Genomic DNA, 17,348 nt, shown 5'->3' on the forward strand with positions numbered 1-17,348 from the left:
CCCGGCGCACCATCGCCCAGGCCGCCGGCGCCCAGCCGCAGGCCACAGCGCCCAGTACCCCGGCCAGTGCTGGCGGCCCGCCCGGACGTGATCGGGCCCGATTGGAACTGGACCCCGCCTGTGTCGACGGCAGGGGGGAAACCGGCAGGCCACCGGCCGTGCCGGCGCTGTACCCCCGGCCCTGCGCCACGGGCGGGAACGGCGAGGAGAGAGTGATGGATGACGTACCCCAGGGCGGCGCCGGCGGTGTGCCCCTGCACCACGAGACGGACGCCACGAAAGACAGGCCGGCGGAGGACCAGCCGGCACCTGCCAAGACTGTCCGGGCCGGCAAGCCGGTGGCCGAGCAACGCACGGAGAACCCCGACCCGCCCCAGCAGGAGAAGGACTGACCGGGCACCGGGTTTGCGCCGGTACCGGCGGGCCATGCGGACAAACCTGGCGGTTCACGCTTTGCCGGACTCGGGCTCGCGGGCCCTGAGGTCCGGTCAGTGGCCCCCGGGCACCCGGGCCTTCAAGCGATGGCCACGGACTTCGAGCAGGGGGAGGAGGGAAGGCGTCGGCCATGACGGGCAGCTGTGTTCCTCCGGGTGGCGAACGGCCCTCGGCCGGGGACTTCGAACCGTACGACATCTGCGATCTGTGCGGTCAGGTAGCCGGTGACGACGAACTGCTGGCAGCGATCGTTCCCGACTCCTCGGCCGTGCACGACACCAACCCGTCCCTGGACGGCAAACGCGGGTTGACCGCGTGCACCGTGGACCACCTGGCCGCTCTGGTGGAGGAGTACCGGGACCGGCCGTTCATGCCGGAAGAGCAATGGGCAGCCAAGATCCGCCGCGCGCTGGCCACCCTGGACACACCGGTGGGGCTGAGCGTCGTGGCGGAGCTGAGCGGATTGTCGGAGGCCGAGGCCATGCGCGGCATCGACTGGCACACCGCGCGAGTCCGCGAGTGGCAAGCCGGCAACGGCGCAGTCGGCAGCGGCTGACCCTGTCTGGTCGAGCAGCCCTCCGCGGCAGGAAGCGGCGGCACCGGCGTGGCCGGCACCACCGCTTCGGCAAGCTGCCGAGGTCGGTTGTCAGCCTCCCGGGGTGATGCGGCCGACGCCAGCCGCCTTCCTCGACGCCGTGATCCTCGATGAAGGACTTGAAGCGCTTGAGGTCGCCCTTGACCCGGCGGTCGACCATCCCCATGGCGTCGGCTGCCTTCTCCGCGACGCCGTCGGGCTCGAAGTCGATGGCCAGGCGGACCGTGGTGTGCTGGTCGTCGAGCCGCTCGAAGGTGACCACGCCCATCTGCTGGACCTCGCCGCCGGTGGTGCGCCAGGCGATCTTGTGGTCGGGCAGCTGGTCCACGATCTCGGTGTCGAACTCGGCTCTCCCCAATACCGGCGAGACACTTAGGTCTACTCTCCAGCGGATAGACGCCTTTTCGAAAAAGGTCCACCCGTTCGAGTGCAGCCTCTTCGAGGGTGTCCGCTGGTCTGGGCGGTAGGGGGCCTCCCGTGGGCATCATGACAGCTTCGGCGCCGGTTCGAGCAGTGGTGGGTTCGCGTGTCTCGGACACGCATGGGGACGAGGGCAAGGTCTCGCACCTGGTCCAGGCGGAGTCGGCGACCCGGCACGCCCTCTCGAAGGAGTGGGAGATCATCGGGTCCTTCGAGGATCTGGACGTCTCCGCCGAGATCACTCCCTGGAAGCGTCCGGACCTCGGGCCGTGGCTCACCGACCGCCAGAGCGAGTGGGACGCGATGGTGTGGGCCAAGGTCGACCGGGCGTTCCGCTCGGCCAAGGACTGCGCCGATGTCGCCCACTGGGCAGAGGAGAACCGCAAGGTCCTGGTGTTCACGGACGACGGCATCACGCTGGACTGTCGGGAGGGCCGCAAGTCGTCGTTCGGGAACGAGCTGGCGAAGGTGTTCCTGATGCTGGCGTCGATCTTCGCCGAGATGGAGCTCAAGCGGATCAAGGCGAGGGTCACCGCCGCGCACAAGCACCTGCGGAAGACGGACCGCTGGGCCGGCGGGCAGCCGCCCTACGGGTACCGGATCGTCGACCGTCCCGGCGGCGGGCGCACCCTCGAACCGGACCCGGTCACGTCCGAGGCCGTCCGGTACATGGGCAAGCTTCTCCTGGAGGGGCAGAGCCAGTGGATGATCGCCACAGCCCTGGAAGCCGCGGGTTTCGACACCCCGGCCACCCACGCGTACAAGAACCAGGGCGAGTCGTACTCGAGCAAGCGCAAGACGCCGCCGTCGAACCACTGGAACCCCACCAGCGTGGGGAAGATCCTCCGCTCGCCGGCGTCGATGGGCCTGAAGCTGACCGGCCGCTCCGTCAAGGCGCGCAAGATCGCCCGTGACGCGAAGGGCCTGCCGATCCGGATGGCCAAGCCGTTGTTCACGGAGGAGGAGTGGGCCGCGGTCCAGGCGGCGATGGACGAGTGGTCGGTCACCAAGGAACGCTCCAACGGGGCTTGGCCCTGGCTCGGTGTGGTCCATTGTGACCGCTGCGGCGACCGGTTCTACCGGCAGGTGAACCTCGCCATGAACGGCCGGGTGTATGAGTACTACCGGTGCGCGAAGACGGCGGGCAAACCGGCTTGCAAGGGGCAGTCCGTGAAGGGGGAACGGGTCACCGCCGCGATCACCGCTCTGGTGGAGCGCCTGGCGGGGCTGGCGATGACGGTGCGCGGGTTCATCCCCGGCGAGGACCACACCGAGCAGCTCTACCACGTCACCCAGGCCATGCGCGACCTTCGCGAGGAGAAACGCCGCAACCTGTTCGACTACCCCGGCGGCGACGACGAGTACTCCGAGGCCCTCGAAGTCCTCGTCGACGAACGCCGCCGCCTCGCAGCCCTCCCACAACGCCCCTCCGCCTGGGTCGACGTCGATACCGGTCAGACCTTCGCCGACGCCTGGACCCAAGCCGACCAGGAACACCGCCGCCAGCTCCTCCTCGGCCTCAAAGCCCGCCTCTACATGACACCCACGATCGAAGGCTGGTACCTACCCGCTGGACTCGAAACACGCGTAGGGCAGCTGGAGTGCGCCGGAAGTCCGGCGTAGGGCGTGAGGCCGGCTGCGGCACGTGGCGTGTCAGGCGGCGACCTGCGGGAGCTTAACGGCCCGTGATACGAGCTGCCGAGGCGCGGGTGAGCTGCCTACTCGGCGCTCGCCTGTGTCCGGCTGACGCCATCGACAGGACCCGAGTCCGGGTCGCGTCCGCGGCCTCAACACCACTGCCGCGCCGTGGTGTTCGGCCGCCGCTAGGTTCTGGCAACGTACTGCTGCCGTACGCCTCCACCACCATTGAGGGGGCGGAGCCCAGACGGGCTTTGCCCTCTCAACCGTTCGCGGCGTTAGGGCAGCCTCTAGGGGACTCCGGCATCTGTCGGCGGCAGGTGCCAGTGGCGGGCGGCCAGTTGGGCGGTCCACATCCGGGCGTAGCGGCCGTCGGCGTCGGTGAGCAGCTCGGCGTGGGTGCCTCGCTGGGTGATGCGGCCGTCGTCGACCACCACGATCTGGTCGGCGCCCACCACGGTGGAGAGCCGGTGGGCGATGACGACGACGGTCCGGCCGGCCACCAGGCGGTCCACGGCCTGCTGCACCACCACCTCGGACTCGGTGTCCAGGGCGGCCGTGGGCTCGTCGAGCAGCACGATCGGCGCGTCCTTGAGGATGGCCCGGGCGATGGAGATCCGCTGCCGCTCGCCGCCGGAGAGCGCGGAGCCGATCTCGCCGACCCGGGTGTCGTAGCCCAGGGGCAGCCGGGCGACGAACTCGTGCACGTTGGCCGCGCGGGCCGCGGCCTCGATCTGGGCGTCGGTGGCGTCGGGGCGGCCGAGCGCGATGTTGGCGCGGATGGTGTCGTCGAAGAGGTAGACGTCCTGGAACACGACGGCGATGTGGCGAAGCACCTCGTCCGGTTCGAGGGTGCGCAGGTCGACCCTGCCGATCCGTACGGTGCCGTGCTGGGGATCGGCGAAGCGGCTGATCAGCCTGGTCACGGTGGTCTTGCCGGAGCCCGAGGGCCCGACCAGAGCGGTCAGGCTGCGCTCGGGGACGGTGAGGTCGAAGGCGCGCAGCGTGGGCTCGTCGCGGCCGTCGTAGGCGAAGGTGACGTGCTCGAAGCGGATCTCGAAGTCCTTCGGCTCCGTCCCGCCGGGGGCGACGGGCAGCGGTTCCACCCGCAGGACCTCGTCGATCCTGGTCAGGGCGGCCTCGGACATCTCGAAGAGCTTGGTCATCACGGCGGCCATGCTCAGCGGCTCGGCGAACCGGGCGGCCGTCACGACGATGGCGACCAGCAGGCCGAGCGACAACTTTGCGTCGAGGACCAGCGCCGAGCCGAGCGCGACCAGCGCCACCAGGGCCAGCCGGACCAGGAGTTGGGCGGCGGCGAGCGGCGCGGCGGCCGAGCGGTTCGCCGCCGACTGGGCGTGGTGCTGGTGGGCGAGGACGGCGGCCAGCCGGGGCGAGTCGGCTCCCGCCTGGCCGGTCGCCTTGAACACCGGCAGGCCCTGCACGTACTCGACGATCCGGTTCGCGGACGCCGCGTCCGCCTCGTCCACGGCGTGGAAGCCCGTGTTGGAGGAGCGCTGTACCCGGCGGACGAACGGCAGTGCCGCGCCGGCCGACACGGCGAGCACCAGCCCGAGCCGCCAGTCCACGGCCAGCACGACGGCCCCCAGCACCACGGGTACCGTCACCAGCTGCACGAACAGCGTGGACAGGGCCGACACGGCGGTGGCCGCGGCCGTGGCGTTGGCGCCGACCACCGAGGTCAGGTCGCCTGCCGCCCGCCGGGCGAGCTCCTGCTGCGGCATCGCGCGCAGCCGCTCCCCGAGGCGCAGCCTGGTCGCCTGGGTGACCAGGTGCCAGTAGCCATAGGTGAAGCCCGACTCCCGGACGCGCAGGGCGCCCTCGGTGACGACCAGGGCGGCGAGCACCCCGACCCACAGCCAGGCGTGCCCGGTGCGAACCGGGTCGCGGGAGAGTTCGGCCAGCAGCGGTACGAAGCTCGCGTACGCCGCCGCCTGGACGGCGCTGGCGGTGAGCGACACCCGCAGGGTGGCGCGGAACTGCGGTGCGTACGGGCCCGCCGCCGTGAACATCAGGCGCAGGATCCGCCTCATTGGGAGACCTCCCTCTCGCGGCCGCTGGCCAGCCCCCAGGCCGCAGCCACCTCGTGGCGCGCCCAGAGCCGGGCGTAGCGGCCACCGGCGGCGACCAGCTCGGGGTGGCGGCCGCGTTCGACGATCCGCCCGCGGTCGAGGACGGCGATCTGGTCGACGTCGACGATGGTGGAGAGCCGGTGGGCGATGATCAGGACGGTTCGGCCGTGGGTCAGCCGGGCGATGGCGTCCTGGATGGCGGCCTCGCTCTCCGGGTCGGCGAAGGCCGTGGCCTCGTCCAGGATCACGATCGGGGCCCGGGACAGGACGGCACGGGCGATGGTGATCCGCTGGCGCTGCCCGCCGGAGAGCCGGGCGCCGCGCTCGCCGACCTGGGTGTCGTAGCCGTCGGGCAGTTCACGGGTGATGAACTCGTGCGCGGCGGCGGCCTCGGCGGCCGTCCGGACCTCCTCGTCGGTGGCCTCGGGCCGGGCCAGGCGGATGTTCTCGGCGACGGTGCCGGAGACCAGGAACGGGTCCTGGAAGACCAGCGTGACGTGCCGCAGCAGCGTCTCGGTGCGGATCTCGCGCACGTCGACGCCGCCGACCCGGACGGTGCCCGCCTCGACGTCGAAGAAGCGCGGGATCAGCCTGGCCACCGTCGACTTGCCGGAGCCGGACGGCCCGACCAGGGCGCAGACCGTGCCGGTCGGGACGTCCAGGTCGACGCCGTCCAGGACGGGTTCGCCCCGCTCGGCGGCGTAGCGGAAGCGGACGCCCTCCAGACTGATCGCGGAGCCCTGCGGTTCGCGCGGATTCGCGGGCTCGGGCAGCGGCGGGGTGTGCAGCAATCCTGCGATCCGGACGGCGCCGGCCTTGGAGTCGTTGAGGAAGTTGGTCAGGTGCATCAGCGGGGCGATCGCCTCGACCGGCATCGCGCCGATCATCAGGGCGAGGACCAGGTCCGGGACGGAGATCCAGTCGGCCGCCAGCATCGGGACGGCGGAGGCCGCGACGATCAGCAGCGTCGGCAGCGGGACGATGAACAGCTGGTTGAGGACGCCGGAGGTGCGCGAGGTGGCGATCCAGGAGGCCACCGCCTCCGTGAACTCGCGTACGGCGGCGGAGAACCGGCCGAAGGAGCCCTTGCCGTCGTCGAAGGTCCGTACCACCGGCATGCCCTGGACGAACTCGACGACGGCCGCGTTCACGTTCTCGTTCGCGCGGTTGTAGCGGGCCCGCTGCTCGGCGTGGTCCCGGGTCAACAGGGACAGGCAGAGTACGGCGATCGGCACGATCAGGAGGACGGCGATCAGCAGCCGCCACTGCACCACTCCGAGGGTGAGCAGCGCCGCGAGCGGCTGGGCGAGGCCGGAGCCGACGAACGGCAGCGCGTCGGCCACCGCGTTGTGCAGCGCCTTGACGTCGTCCTGGACGATCTTCTTGACGCGGCCGGAGCCGAGCCGTTGGACCTCGCCCAGCGGCATCCGGGCGAGTGCGTCGGCGAGCTCGCGCCGGAGTACCACCTCAAGGTCGTAACTGGCCTCGTGCGCCAGGTGTTCGGCCAGCCACCGGCTCGCGAACGAGACCAGCAGGCCGGCCAGTGCTCCGGCCAGCCAGCCCACCGGAACCGACCCGTCGTCGGTGAACAACCGGCCCACGGCGAAGGCCGCGCAGGCGAACCCGGCCACCGTGGCGGCACCGCCGAGCACGCCCAGCAGGGCGGCTCGGACGAGCCGGGCGCGTACCGCCGGTGCCAGCGCCACCAGCCCGGCCAGCACGCGCAGGCCACCGCGCTCAGCCATGCGTCAACTCCTTCAGTATCGTGGCGAGTTCGGACTTGTTGACCTTGCCGAGCGCGGTCCGGGGGAAGTCCTCCAGCACCACCACCCGGTCCGGCAGCTTGAAGGCCGCCAGCCCGAGTGCGGTGAGGTGGGCGTTCAGCTCGGCGCGGCCGGGCGGGGTGCCGTGCGCGATCACGCAGGCGCAGGAGCGCTCGCCGAGCGCCTCGTCCGGCACGCCCACCAGTGCGACGTCGTGCACGGCCGGGTGGGCCAGCAGGTGGTTCTCCACCTCCTCGACCGGGATCTTGTCGCCGCCGCGGTTGATGACGTCCTTCACCCGCCCCTCGACCACCAGGTGGCCGCTGGGCAGTCGACGCACCAGGTCGCCGCTGCGGTAGAAGCCGTCGGTGGTGAAGGCCGAGCGGTTGTGGTCGTCCGCCCGGTAGTAGCCGCGCAGCGTGTACGGGCCGCGCGTCAGCAGCTCGCCCACCTCCCCCGGGGCCACCTCCCGGTCGTCGGCGCCGACGATCCGCAGCTCGTCGTGCTCGGCCAGCGGCCGGCCCTGGGTGGACAGCGCGAGGCGCTCGGGGTCCTCCGGCCGGGTGAAGTTGAGCAGCCCCTCGGCCATCCCGAACACCTGCTGGAGGCGGCAGCCGAGCGCCGGGCCGATCCGCTTCGCCGCCTCCTCCTTCAGTCGGGCCCCGCCGACCTGGAGCAGTTCCAGGCTGCTCAGGTCGCCGCTGGACCAGGTGGCGGCCTCCAGCCAGAGCAGTGCGAGCGGCGGAACCAGTGCGGTGACGGTGACCCGCTCCCGCTCGATGAGCCGGAACGCGTCCTCGGGGCTGGGGGTCGGGGACAGGACGACCGTGCCCCCGACCGCCAGCGTGCCGAGCACCCCGGGGCAGGCCAGCGGGAAGTTGTGCGCGACGGGAAGCGCTGCGAGGTAGCGGGTCGAGGCGTCCATGCCGGTCACGGCCGCGCTCGCGGTGGCGTTGTAGAGGTAGTCGTCGTGCGTACGGGGGATCAGTTTGGGCACGCCGGTCGTGCCGCCGGAGAGCAGCAGCAGGGCGACGTCCGAGGACGCCGGGCCGGCCAGGGGCGGCGGGGTGGCGTCGACTTCCTCCAGCGCGGTGAACTCCTCGGGCTCGCCGACCACCAGCACCTCGCGCAGCCCTGGCCGTCGGGCCCGGACGGCTCGGGCGAGCTCCCGGTGGTCGAAACCGAGATGGCGGTCCGGGATGACGTACGCGACGGCCCCGGAGAGTCGGGCCAGGTGGGTGATCTCGGTCTCCCGGTGGGCGGGCAGCGCGAGGACCGGGACGGCACCGAGCCGGAACAGCGCGAAGCAGAGCGACACGAACTCGGCGACGTTGGGCAGGTGCACCAGCACCCGGTCGCCGGGGGCGATGCCGCGCCGGTGCAGGCCGGCGGCCAACCGGTCGGCCCGCAGGTCGAGTTCGCGGTACGTCCAGCGGCGAGCGCCGTCCACGACGGCGGTGCTCTCCGGGGCGCTCAGGGCCCGCTCGCGCAGCACCGAGCCGAGCGTGCGGCCCTGCCAGTAGCCGAGCTCGCGGTAGCGCGCCGCGAAATCCTCGGGCCAGGGGGTGAATCCGTCGAGCATGTCAGCCCTCCTCATGGCCGTGACGAGCGGCGGGGACGAGGTAGGGGGCGACGCTCGCCAGCTTCTCGCAGGTCTCCTCGTACTCTCGGGCCGGCCGGGAGGTGCCCACCACGCCGGCCCCGGCGCGTAGCCAGGCCCGGCCGTCCCGCTGGTAGACGGCGCGCAGGACGAGCGCGGCGTCCAGCGAGCCGTCGGCGGCGGCCATCAGGACCGTCCCCGAGTACAGCCCGCGCGGCTGCTCCTCCAACTCCTCGATCAGCCGGTACGCGGCGGCCTTCGGGATGCCCGAGGCCGTGACGGGCGGGAACACCGCGCCCAGTGCGTCCCAGGCGGTGCGGCCGTCAGCGAGCGTGGTGGTCACCCGGGAGGCGAGGTGCTGGACGCTGCCGCGCCGTCTGACGGCCATGAACTCGCTGACCCGGCAGGCGCCGGGCTCGCCGACCGACTCCAGCTCCGTGACGGCGAGCCGGACCGATGAGGCATGCTCGAAGACCTCCTTCGGGTCCCGGAACAGCTCCGCGCGCAGCGCCTCGTCGGTGTCCGGGTCGCCGGTGAGCGCCCGGGTGCCGGCCAGCGGCTGGGTGCTGGCCGTCCCGACCGCGTCGACCTCGACCACCGTCTCCGGGCTGAACCCGGCCGCCTGCCAGCCACCGAGGTCGAGCAGGAACGAGCGGGCCGGGGTGTTGTGCCGACGGCCCGCCAGGTAGCTCGCGGTCAGGTCCACCGGGAAGGGGACGGGGACCGGCCGCGAGAGGATCACCTTCTCCAGTCGGCCGCGCCCGATCTCCGCCACCGCGTGGGCGACCCCGGCCTGGTAGGCGGTGTCGGCCTGCCGGACGTCGAGGGGCACGCAGGTCGGGTCGGGGCCCTGGGCGGGCTCGGTCAGGAGCTTGCGGGCCGCGTCGAGGTCGCTCCCCTCCAGTGCCCTGACCCGGACCCGGTCCGCCCGCACCTCGAATTCGACTCCGGGGACGAAGAGATGGGCGAGCGGCTCGGCGGTACCGGAGCCGGGACGGCTCGCCAGTTCGAAGCAGGCCCAGCCGTACGCGTGCCAGTCCGCCACCGGTATCCGGCCCAGCGCCCGTTCCACCTGCCGCCACGGTCTGCCGGACCAGTCCTCGGCCGAGCCGCCTCCGGCGAGGAGGGTGTGCACCCGTCGGTCGTCCACCCGGATCTCCGCCACCGGGTTCCCGGCGACGTGCCAGCACGACTGGCGCTCGTACACCACGTACTCGCCGAGCAGGCCGGAGCCGACCAGCTGGGCGGTGATCGCGAGCGGGTCGAACTCGCCCTCGAAGAGGGCCTCTTGATAGTGCTGAAGCACGGTGTTTCTCCTGTCGGAAGCGGGTCAGCGGGCGGCGGCGCGCAACGGGGCGGCGATCAGGTCGGCGACGGCGCGGGCGTTCCGCTCCTCGATGCAGCTGAAGTGGTTGCCCTCGATGTCGGTCACGGCGAACTCGCCGAGGCAGACGTCGCGCCAGAAGGCGAGCGTGGTCTCGTCCATGCCGGGGGCGAAGCCCGAGGCGCCGCGCGGGCGCAGGAAGCGGATGTCGCCCGCGTACGGCGGCGGCGTGAAACGCGCGGAGCGGAAGCTCTGCCGGAAGACCCGGAACATTCCCTCGGCCATCTCGGGCATCAGCTCCTGGCCGGTGACCTCGGTCGCGGCCTTCGCGTACCGGGCGAAGCGCTCCTCGCGGGTGTGCTCCGACAGCCGGCGGAAGTAGGCGGCGACGGAGTCCGACGCGGGGTCGCCGCCGACCTCGACCAGCGAGCCGGCCGGCACCCGGCCGCCGTTGCGCTCGATCACCTGCATGAAGGCGTGGACGGCCGCGTCCGGGTCGATCCCGTCGAAGCCCGCCTGGGTGAGCTCGATGTGCAGGTTGGGGATGAACAGGGTCTCGATCATCAGGTCGTCCTCGACGTCGAAGACCACCGGGTGGCTGCTGGCCAGCACCAGGTCCTCCACCTGGACGCCGCGCTCGTCGAGCCGCCGGGCCACCTCGGTGGCGTACAGGCCGCCCAGGCAGTAGCCGACCAGCTGGACGCGCTGGTGCCCCTCGGTCAGCAGGCGTTCGGCGTAGTCGTCGGCGGCCCGCTCGATCACCTCGGCGGGGTCGAGCGCGCAGTACCGTTCGGGGTCGTCGACGACGATGCCGAGCACCGGGCCCAGGTTCTGGGCGACCAGCTCCTTGGCGAGCGGCCGGTAGCAGTCCATGGTGCCGAGGCCGGCGTGGAACAGGACGCGCAGCGGGCCGTCGCCGCCGGTGCCGAACGGCACCAGCAGGGCGTTGCCGGTCGTGCCGCGCCGGCCCTCGGGGGTGGTGTCCGGGGTGGCGCGCCCGCGCAGGAAGCGGGCGAGGGCCTCGACGGTCGGCTGGTTGAGCATCTGCCGCAGCAGGGTGTCGAAGGGGACGTCGTGGGCCTCCGGCAGCTCCTCGCGGAGCCGTCCGGCCATCCGTGCGGTGATCAGGGAGTCCGCGCCGCGCTCGTGGAAGCTCTCGGTCCGACCGATCGCGTCGACGGCGAGCGTTGCGGCCCACAACTCGGCCAGGCGGGACTCGAGTTCGTCGGCCGGCCGGTCCGTGGCCGCCGTCCGCGCGGAGGCGTCGGCCGCCGGGCGCCAGGTGCGCAGGGTACGGCGGTCGACCTTGCCGTTGCCGGTCAGCGGAAGGGCGTCCACGACCTGGAGGTGCGAGGGCAGCATGTGCGCGGGCAGTCGGGCCGCCAGGTGGCCGCGCAGCTCGGCCTCGGTCACCGGCATGCGGTCGGTCTTCAGCCGGGCGGCGAACAGGTGGACGTGCTGGGGGGCCAGGGCGTGGTCGTCCGCGGGCAGGCTGTGCACCAGCGGGGCCCCGGCGTCGGCGAGGAGGCCGAGCCACTGGTCACGGTCCAGGTAGGACGGGCCGTGGCGGCGCGTGTCGTCCTCCGGCGGGGTCATCAGGAAGGCCTGGGAAGCGAGGATCCACGGGTGCTCCCGGGTCGGCTCGGTGAGCATCAGCCAGCCGCCGGGCGCGACCAGGTCCACCAGTCGGTCGAGCGCGGCCCGCACGTCCCGGGCGTTCTCCAGCACGCCGGCGGCCAGCACCACGTCGAAGGAGTTCGGGGCCAGGCCCTGGGCGCGGTGGTCGCCGTCCACGTCGAACAGGCCGAACCGGACGCCCGGGCGGTCACCGAACCGGGCCCGCGCCTCGGGCAGGAAGAACGGCGAGACGTCGGTGAACAGGTAGTCGCAGTCGACACTGGAGAGGGCCTCCAGCACGTTCTCGGTGGTGCCCCCGGTCCCGGCCCCGGCCTCCAGGACGCGCAGCGGCCGGTCGCGGTCGGTGGCGGCATCAGCGGCGATGCGGCGGAACAGGCCGCTCACCGCGCTGTTCAGGTACCGGGCCATCGCGTTCTCGCGGTACAGGGCGCGGGTGGTGTCCAGGCCGCCTTCGGGGAAGAGCAGCTCCACCGGGTCCTGACGGCCGGTGAGCAGGTCGGGGAGCCGGTCGGCGTTGCGCCGCAGATAGGAGAGGAACTCGGGCGAGCCGAGTTCGGCCGTCCAGGTCGCTCCGGCATCCGTCCAGAGGTCGGCGACGACGGCCTCGTCCACGGTGGCCGCATCCACGTCGGTCTCGGCCAGGACGGCCCGCCAGCGCTCGGCCAGCCACCGGTGCTGCTCGGCGACCTCGCCGGCCACCTCCCGCAGGGCCAGCGCCATCGAGGCGAGCACGGCCCGGTCGAGACGATCGGCGAAGGCTGTGACCGTGTCCCGGTCGAGGCCGCCGAGGGTGGACTCGGCGGCCTTCCGGGCGTCCTCGATCAGCGCCCGGTCATCCGGGCGGACCGCCTCGGCCACCCGGGCGCTCTCCACCACGCCGAGCAGCCCGCGCTCCGCACCCGAGCCGTCCAGCACCACCCCGGCCGCCGCGACGGCGGGGTGCTCCAGCAGCGCGGACTCGATCTCGCCGAGCTCGATCCGGTGGCCGCGCACCTTGACCTGGGTGTCCTCACGGCCGAGGAACTCGATCTCCCCGCCCGGCAGGTACCGGCCGAAGTCGCCGGTGCGGTACAGGCGCTGCCCGTCTCCGGGCGTCAGCACGAACCGCTGCGCCGTGGTCTCCTCGTCCCCGAGGTAGCCCTGGGCCAGGCCCGCGCCGGAGATGTACAGCTCGCCGGCCGTCCACACCGGGCAGTCGCGCAGCGATGCGTCCAGCACCCGGAAGCCCTGGTTGGCGAGCGGCCGCCCGTACGGGATGCTGCGCCAGCCCGGCTCCAGGCCGCGGTACGGGTGGGCGATCGACCAGATGGCCGCCTCGGTGGCGCCGCCGAGGGAGACGACCTCCAGGCCGGGCAGGCGGGTGGTGACGGCGTCGGGCAGGGTGAGCGGGATCCAGTCGCCGGAGAGCAGGGCCAGGCGCAGCGCGGGCAGGTCCAGGCCGGGCTCGGTCTCCAGGTAGGTGGAGAGCATCTGCAGCTGCGCGGGCACCGAGTTCCACAGGGTGACGCCGTGCTCGGCGGCCAGCTCGGCCCAGTGCGAGGGGTCGGCGCGGCGTTCGGGGTCGGGCAGGACGAGGGCGCCGCCGACCGCGAGCGGCCCGAAGACGTCGTACACCGAGAGGTCGAAGCCCAGGTGGGCGAGGGCCAGGACGCGGTCCTCGGCGGTGACACCGAAGCGGCGGTTGATGTCCGCGATGGTGTTGCCGGCGGCCCGGTGGCTGATCACCACGCCCTTGGGGCGGCCGGTGGAGCCGGAGGTGTAGATCACGTACGCGGGCGCGCCGGGGTCGCCCCCGGGCAGGGTGGTCGGGGGTGCGGCGGGTGCCAGCCGGTCGACGGCGATGGCATCGGGACCGGTGTCCACCCAGGACTGGGAGAGCACGTGCCGGACCCCGGCGTCGGCCAGGATGGCGGCCCGGCGCAGCGGCGGCTGGACGGTGTCGACCGGCAGGTAGACGGCCCCGGCGAGCAGGGTGCCGAGCACGGCGGCGACCTGCTCGGGCCCCTTGTCCATGACGATCGCGACGTGTTCGCCCGCAGTGCAGCCGGCCTGCTTCAGCGCCTCGGCCACGGCGGCGGCCCGGCCCGCGAGTTCGCCCTGGCTGACGGTGCCGCGCGGGCCGAGCAGCGCGGGCCGGTCCGGCGTGCGGGCGGCCTGGGCGAACACGCCGTGGTGCAGCAGGGTGTTCGGCAGCGGGGCCCGGGTGTCATTGGCGCGGCGGCGCTCCTCGGCCTGCCAGGCGGGCAGGGGGACGGCCTGGTCGGCGTCCCAGGGTGCGTCGGCGGTGGCCAGGGAGCGCAGCAGGGCTTCGAAGGCGGCGAACATGTCGTCCGCGAGGCCGTCCGGGAAGATCCCCTCGCGGACGTCCCAGTTGACCTGGAGGCCCTCGGCGTCGTCCATCGCCTGGCAGTCGATGAACACCTGCGGGGTCTGGGTGATGCCGAAGCCGTCGAGCCGGCCGACGGCCCGTGCGTCGGTGCCGATGCCCGCCTCGCCGAGGCCGATCGCACTGGTGAAGACGATCGGCATGAGCGCCGCCTCGCGGCCCCGGCGGCGGGCGAGTTCGCGCAGCACCTCGACGCCGGAGCAGAGCCGGTGGTCGAGGTCGTCGAAGAGCTGTCCGCTCACGCTCTTTGCTCGCTCGGCGAAGGTGCTGCCGTCGGCCCAGTCGACGGCCAGCAGGTTGACCGAGGTGAAGTCGCCCACCACGCGGTCGACTTCGGGGTGCAGCGGAAGGCGGTTCAGCACGGTGAGGTTGAGCGCGAAGCGCGGGCTGCGGCTCCAGCGCTCGATCGCGGCCGCGTAGGCGGCGAGCACCACGGAGGACGGGGTGAGGCCGCGCTCCTGCGCCCGGCGCTTGAGGTCCGCCCATGCGGTGGCGTCCAGTTTGAGGAAGCGCCGCCGGAAGCGGGCCTCGGCCGGACGCTCAGCCGGGTGCTCGGCGGGCGTGCGGTCCGCGAGCGGAAGGTCGGGCGCGGGCGGAAGTTCGTCCAGCCGGGCCCACCAGTAGTCGCGGTCGCGCTGGAAGCGGTCGGACTCCCGCAGGCCGCGCTCGGCGAGCAGGTAGTCGCGGAACCGCAGCTCCAGCGGCGGGAGTTCGGCGTCCGGGGTAGCGTGCAGCGTCTCGAACTCGGCGAGCAGCAGCCAGATGGACGCCCAGTCGGCGATCAGGAAGTCCATCGACAGGTGCAGCACGGCCCGCCCCTCGGCCCTGGTGATCCGCAGGTCGAACAGCGGCCAGCTGCTGGTCTCGTACACCCGGTGGCCGAAGTCCTCGCGGACGGCGGCGAGTTCGGCCTCGACGGCGTCGGTGCCGCCGGCGCCGCGCAGATCGGTGGCGGGGACGGCGAGGTGCGGCACCTCCGGCAGCACCCGCTGGTGGCCGTCGGCTGCGATGACGGCCCGGAGCATGTCGTGGCGCCGGATCAGCCGGTTCCAGGCGGCCTCGGCGGCCGCCGGGTCGAGATCGGGGTATCCGACCTCCAGGTAGACGTGGCAGGCGACGCCGCCGTGTTCGAAGGCCCCGCCCCGGCCGAGCAGGTAGGCGGCCTGGACGTCGGTCAGCGGGAAGGGCTCGTGACAGGACTGCGGATCGGGGACGACGAGCGGCCGCTCGCCCTCGGACCGCAGCTGCGCCAGGACGGCCTCCTTGGCCTGCCGCAGCGCGGCGAGCCGCTCGGGGCCGAGCGCGCCCTTGGGCGCGCGGTAGCGCAGCTGGCCCGCCTCCTCCCACAACTGGACGCCCGCGCCGCGGAGTTCGGTGATCAGTTCGGTGACGCTCATGCTTCTCGGGTGTCCTCTTCGAGTCGCGGGGGGATGGTGGCGTTGAACCGGAACACGTTGTCCGGATCCCAGGTCGTCTTGAGCCGGACCAGCCGCTCGTAGGTGGCTGGGCCGTATGCGGCGCGCACCCACTCGGGCTCGGGGTCGGGCAGGAGGTTCAGGTACGGTCCGCGGGACACGGGCTGCAGGGCGCGCCAGCCGTCGAGGGCCGGCCGCAGGTGGACGGCGCTCTCCGGCGCGCCGTACCACTGGGCGCAGATCTCCACGAACCAGCGGGCGTCGCGGTGGGTGAAGGCGGTGGGCCCGGCCGGGGCACGGCCGATGGCCCCGCCGAGGGCGCCGAGGACCACGGAGAAGTTCGGCCCGGCGGCGGCCCAGCGGGTGAGCAGGTCGTCGATGACGGCGTCGGACAGTTCGGGCAGCAACTCGCCGCGGTTGTAGACGTTCTGCTCCCGGAAGCCGGGCGGGGAGGGCAGCAGCCGCTGGTAGTCCGCGTACCGCATCCGTCGTACGCCGTCCGAGACCGGCCGCGGTCCCACGTTCCGGAGCGACGCGAGTACCTCGTCGCCCTGTTCGGGCGCGCCGAACCAGGTGGGGATCAGCACGACCGAGCGCTCGAAGTGCAGCTGCTCTGGGACGAACGGCACTGGCGGGGCCGTCCAGGCGAGCGCGACCAGCGACGCCTCGTCGGGCGCCGTGGCGAGCCAGTCCCGGGCGGTCCGCAGGACGGCCGGTGCATGGCGGGCCGGGTGGACGAGCGGGCCGGCCAGCACGTGGGTGACCGGGTGCAGCCGGAAGCCGAACCGGACCACCACGCCGAAGTTGCCGCCCCCGCCGCGCAGGCCCCAGAACAGTTCCGGGTGCTCGTCCGCACTGGCCCGCACCCGGCGGCCGTCTGCGGTCATCAGGTCGAAGAAGACCACGTTGTCGCTGGTCAGCCCGAACTGGCGGGACAGGTCGCCGACCCCGCCGCCGAGGGTGTGGCCGGCGATGCCGACGTCGGTGTTGCGCGGCCCGGGCAGGGCGAGGCCGTGCTGCTGCGTGGCGGCGTCGAACTCGCCCCAGGTGAGGCCCGGTTCGGCGATCGCCAGGCGGGCGTCCGGGTCGATCTCGAGGCGCTTCATGCCGCTGAGGTCGAGCACCATCCCGTCGTCGCAGGTGCCCCAGCCGGCCACGTGGGCGCCGCCGCCGCGCACCGCCACCGGCAGGCCGCGCCGACGGGCGAGCGCGAGGGCGGCTGTGACGTCATCGGCGTCGGCGCACCGGGCGATCAGCGCCGGGCGGCGGTCGATCCGGGCGTTGCGGACCCGGCGGGCGCGGTCGTAGCCCGGGCTCGCGGGGGTCAGGAGTTCCATCGTGCGCTCCGCTCCGACGCGGCCGGGCCGAGCTCGGCGCCGTGCAGAGCGGCGGCGTCGAGTGGGTGCGTCAGCCCGGTCAGGTCCACGTGTAGGACACCGGTGCGGTCGGCGGGCTCGGGCGTCAGCCACGGGTCCGCGCCGACGAGCGTGTCGAAGGCGGCGCGGTCGCTCGCGGCCACGCCCAGCCGCACCCGGGAGACGCCGAGCGCGCCGTTGGGGTGGGCCACATGAGCGGGCCGCTGCGGCGGGTGGTAGGCGGAGACGACGAACGGGAGCCCGGCCGGGGCGGGGGTGAGGAACCGGTAGCGGACCGGCTGTCCGTCGGGCCTGGTCCGGCGGCCGGTCATGACGCGGGAGGCCGGGAGACCCCGGGCGCGCAGGTCGCGGCGGGTCCCGGACAGCTCGAAGCCGGTGGTCTCCAGCGCGACATCGCGCCACCCCTCGCCCGCTCGGGCCCACTTGGCGAGCCGGGTGCTCGCTGCCGAGCCGTACGCGAGGCCGAACGGTCCGCGCAACAGGGCGAACCGGGAGGGGAGTTCGAAGAGCTCGATGAACGGGCCCTGCTCGAACCAGATCAGCGCGTTGTGGGCCTTCGCCGGTGCGCTGCCCCACTCCACGGTGAAGCCGAGGTCGGTGAAGTCCCGTACGGCCGCCCGGATGTCGTCGACCTTGCACAGGACGTGACTGCACGTCAGTTCCAT

10 protein-coding genes and 1 pseudogene are annotated in these 17,348 nt (G+C 73.1%); 3 read left to right on the top strand and 8 right to left on the bottom strand.

Annotated features, from left to right (window positions below; all coding sequences use genetic code 11):
• Window positions 1–215 precede the first annotated feature (215 nt).
• Together ACFVSN_RS36025 and ACFVSN_RS36030 are read left to right on the top strand one after the other, a co-directional pair.
• Window positions 216–392: a hypothetical protein gene (locus ACFVSN_RS36025; protein ID WP_387597355.1), complete on the top strand. Its 177-nt coding sequence runs from the start codon at window positions 216–218 to the stop codon at window positions 390–392.
• A 173-nt stretch (window positions 393–565) separates the two neighbouring features.
• Entirely contained in the window at window positions 566–991 is a 426-nt protein-coding gene (locus ACFVSN_RS36030) for a hypothetical protein (RefSeq protein ID WP_387597479.1), read from the top strand.
• Window positions 992–1,214: 223 nt separating this feature from the next.
• Here the strand turns inward: ACFVSN_RS36030 and ACFVSN_RS36035 are convergent.
• A pseudogene (locus ACFVSN_RS36035) lies at window positions 1,215–1,358 on the bottom strand (cyclase); the annotation flags it as partial.
• Window positions 1,359–1,546: 188 nt separating this feature from the next.
• Between ACFVSN_RS36035 and ACFVSN_RS36040 the strand changes: the two are divergent.
• Complete coding sequence (locus ACFVSN_RS36040) at window positions 1,547–3,073, top strand: recombinase family protein (RefSeq protein WP_387957605.1); 1,527 nt, start codon at window positions 1,547–1,549, stop codon at window positions 3,071–3,073.
• Window positions 3,074–3,378: 305 nt separating this feature from the next.
• Here the strand turns inward: ACFVSN_RS36040 and ACFVSN_RS36045 are convergent, their stop codons facing one another.
• From ACFVSN_RS36045 to ACFVSN_RS36075, 7 genes are read right to left on the bottom strand one after another with little or no spacing between them, the layout of a single operon-like run.
• Window positions 3,379–5,142, bottom strand: a complete 1,764-nt coding sequence (locus ACFVSN_RS36045; protein ID WP_387597361.1) for an ABC transporter ATP-binding protein — start codon at window positions 5,140–5,142, stop codon at window positions 3,379–3,381.
• Window positions 5,139–6,926 carry an ABC transporter ATP-binding protein gene (locus ACFVSN_RS36050; RefSeq protein ID WP_387597364.1) on the bottom strand — a complete coding sequence of 596 codons (1,788 nt, stop codon included), beginning with the start codon at window positions 6,924–6,926 and terminating at the stop codon, window positions 5,139–5,141. The genes ACFVSN_RS36045 and ACFVSN_RS36050 overlap by 4 nt, the downstream gene beginning before the upstream one ends.
• On the bottom strand, window positions 6,919–8,526 hold the full coding sequence (locus ACFVSN_RS36055) for a (2,3-dihydroxybenzoyl)adenylate synthase (protein WP_387597367.1): 1,608 nt from the start codon (window positions 8,524–8,526) through the stop codon (window positions 6,919–6,921). The genes ACFVSN_RS36050 and ACFVSN_RS36055 overlap by 8 nt, the downstream gene beginning before the upstream one ends.
• A 1-nt stretch (window position 8,527) precedes the next feature.
• Complete coding sequence (locus tag ACFVSN_RS36060) at window positions 8,528–9,850, bottom strand: salicylate synthase (protein ID WP_387597370.1); 1,323 nt, start codon at window positions 9,848–9,850, stop codon at window positions 8,528–8,530.
• 24 nt (window positions 9,851–9,874) lie between these two features.
• The gene (locus ACFVSN_RS36065; RefSeq protein ID WP_387597373.1) at window positions 9,875–15,289 is read right to left on the bottom strand and encodes an amino acid adenylation domain-containing protein; all 5,415 of its coding nucleotides are present in this window, start codon (window positions 15,287–15,289) and stop codon (window positions 9,875–9,877) included.
• A complete protein-coding gene (locus tag ACFVSN_RS36070) occupies window positions 15,286–16,644 on the bottom strand; it encodes an FAD-binding oxidoreductase (protein ID WP_387957607.1) in 1,359 nt (452 codons plus the stop codon). The genes ACFVSN_RS36065 and ACFVSN_RS36070 overlap by 4 nt, the downstream gene beginning before the upstream one ends.
• Window positions 16,632–17,348: a VOC family protein gene (locus tag ACFVSN_RS36075; protein ID WP_387597379.1), complete on the bottom strand. Its 717-nt coding sequence runs from the start codon at window positions 17,346–17,348 to the stop codon at window positions 16,632–16,634. Before ACFVSN_RS36075 ends, ACFVSN_RS36070 begins: the two co-directional genes overlap by 13 nt.

The sequence above is a fragment of the Kitasatospora sp. NPDC057904 genome (genome assembly GCF_042887925.1).
GTDB lineage: Bacteria > Actinomycetota > Actinomycetes > Streptomycetales > Streptomycetaceae > Kitasatospora.

What these genes read in the sequence shown, in the direction of transcription:
- ACFVSN_RS36025 (WP_387597355.1), top strand. Translation starts at nt 216, where the DNA reads ATGGATGACGTACCCCAGGGCGGCGCCGGCGGTGTGCCCCTGCACCAC.
- ACFVSN_RS36055 (WP_387597367.1), bottom strand. Translation starts at nt 8,526, where the DNA reads ATGCTCGACGGATTCACCCCCTGGCCCGAGGATTTCGCGGCGCGCTAC.
- ACFVSN_RS36065 (WP_387597373.1), bottom strand. Translation starts at nt 15,289, where the DNA reads ATGAGCGTCACCGAACTGATCACCGAACTCCGCGGCGCGGGCGTCCAG.
- ACFVSN_RS36030 (WP_387597479.1), top strand. Translation starts at nt 566, where the DNA reads ATGACGGGCAGCTGTGTTCCTCCGGGTGGCGAACGGCCCTCGGCCGGG.
- ACFVSN_RS36075 (WP_387597379.1), bottom strand. Translation starts at nt 17,348, where the DNA reads ATGGAACTGACGTGCAGTCACGTCCTGTGCAAGGTCGACGACATCCGG.
- ACFVSN_RS36045 (WP_387597361.1), bottom strand. Translation starts at nt 5,142, where the DNA reads ATGAGGCGGATCCTGCGCCTGATGTTCACGGCGGCGGGCCCGTACGCA.
- ACFVSN_RS36070 (WP_387957607.1), bottom strand. Translation starts at nt 16,644, where the DNA reads ATGGAACTCCTGACCCCCGCGAGCCCGGGCTACGACCGCGCCCGCCGG.
- ACFVSN_RS36050 (WP_387597364.1), bottom strand. Translation starts at nt 6,926, where the DNA reads ATGGCTGAGCGCGGTGGCCTGCGCGTGCTGGCCGGGCTGGTGGCGCTG.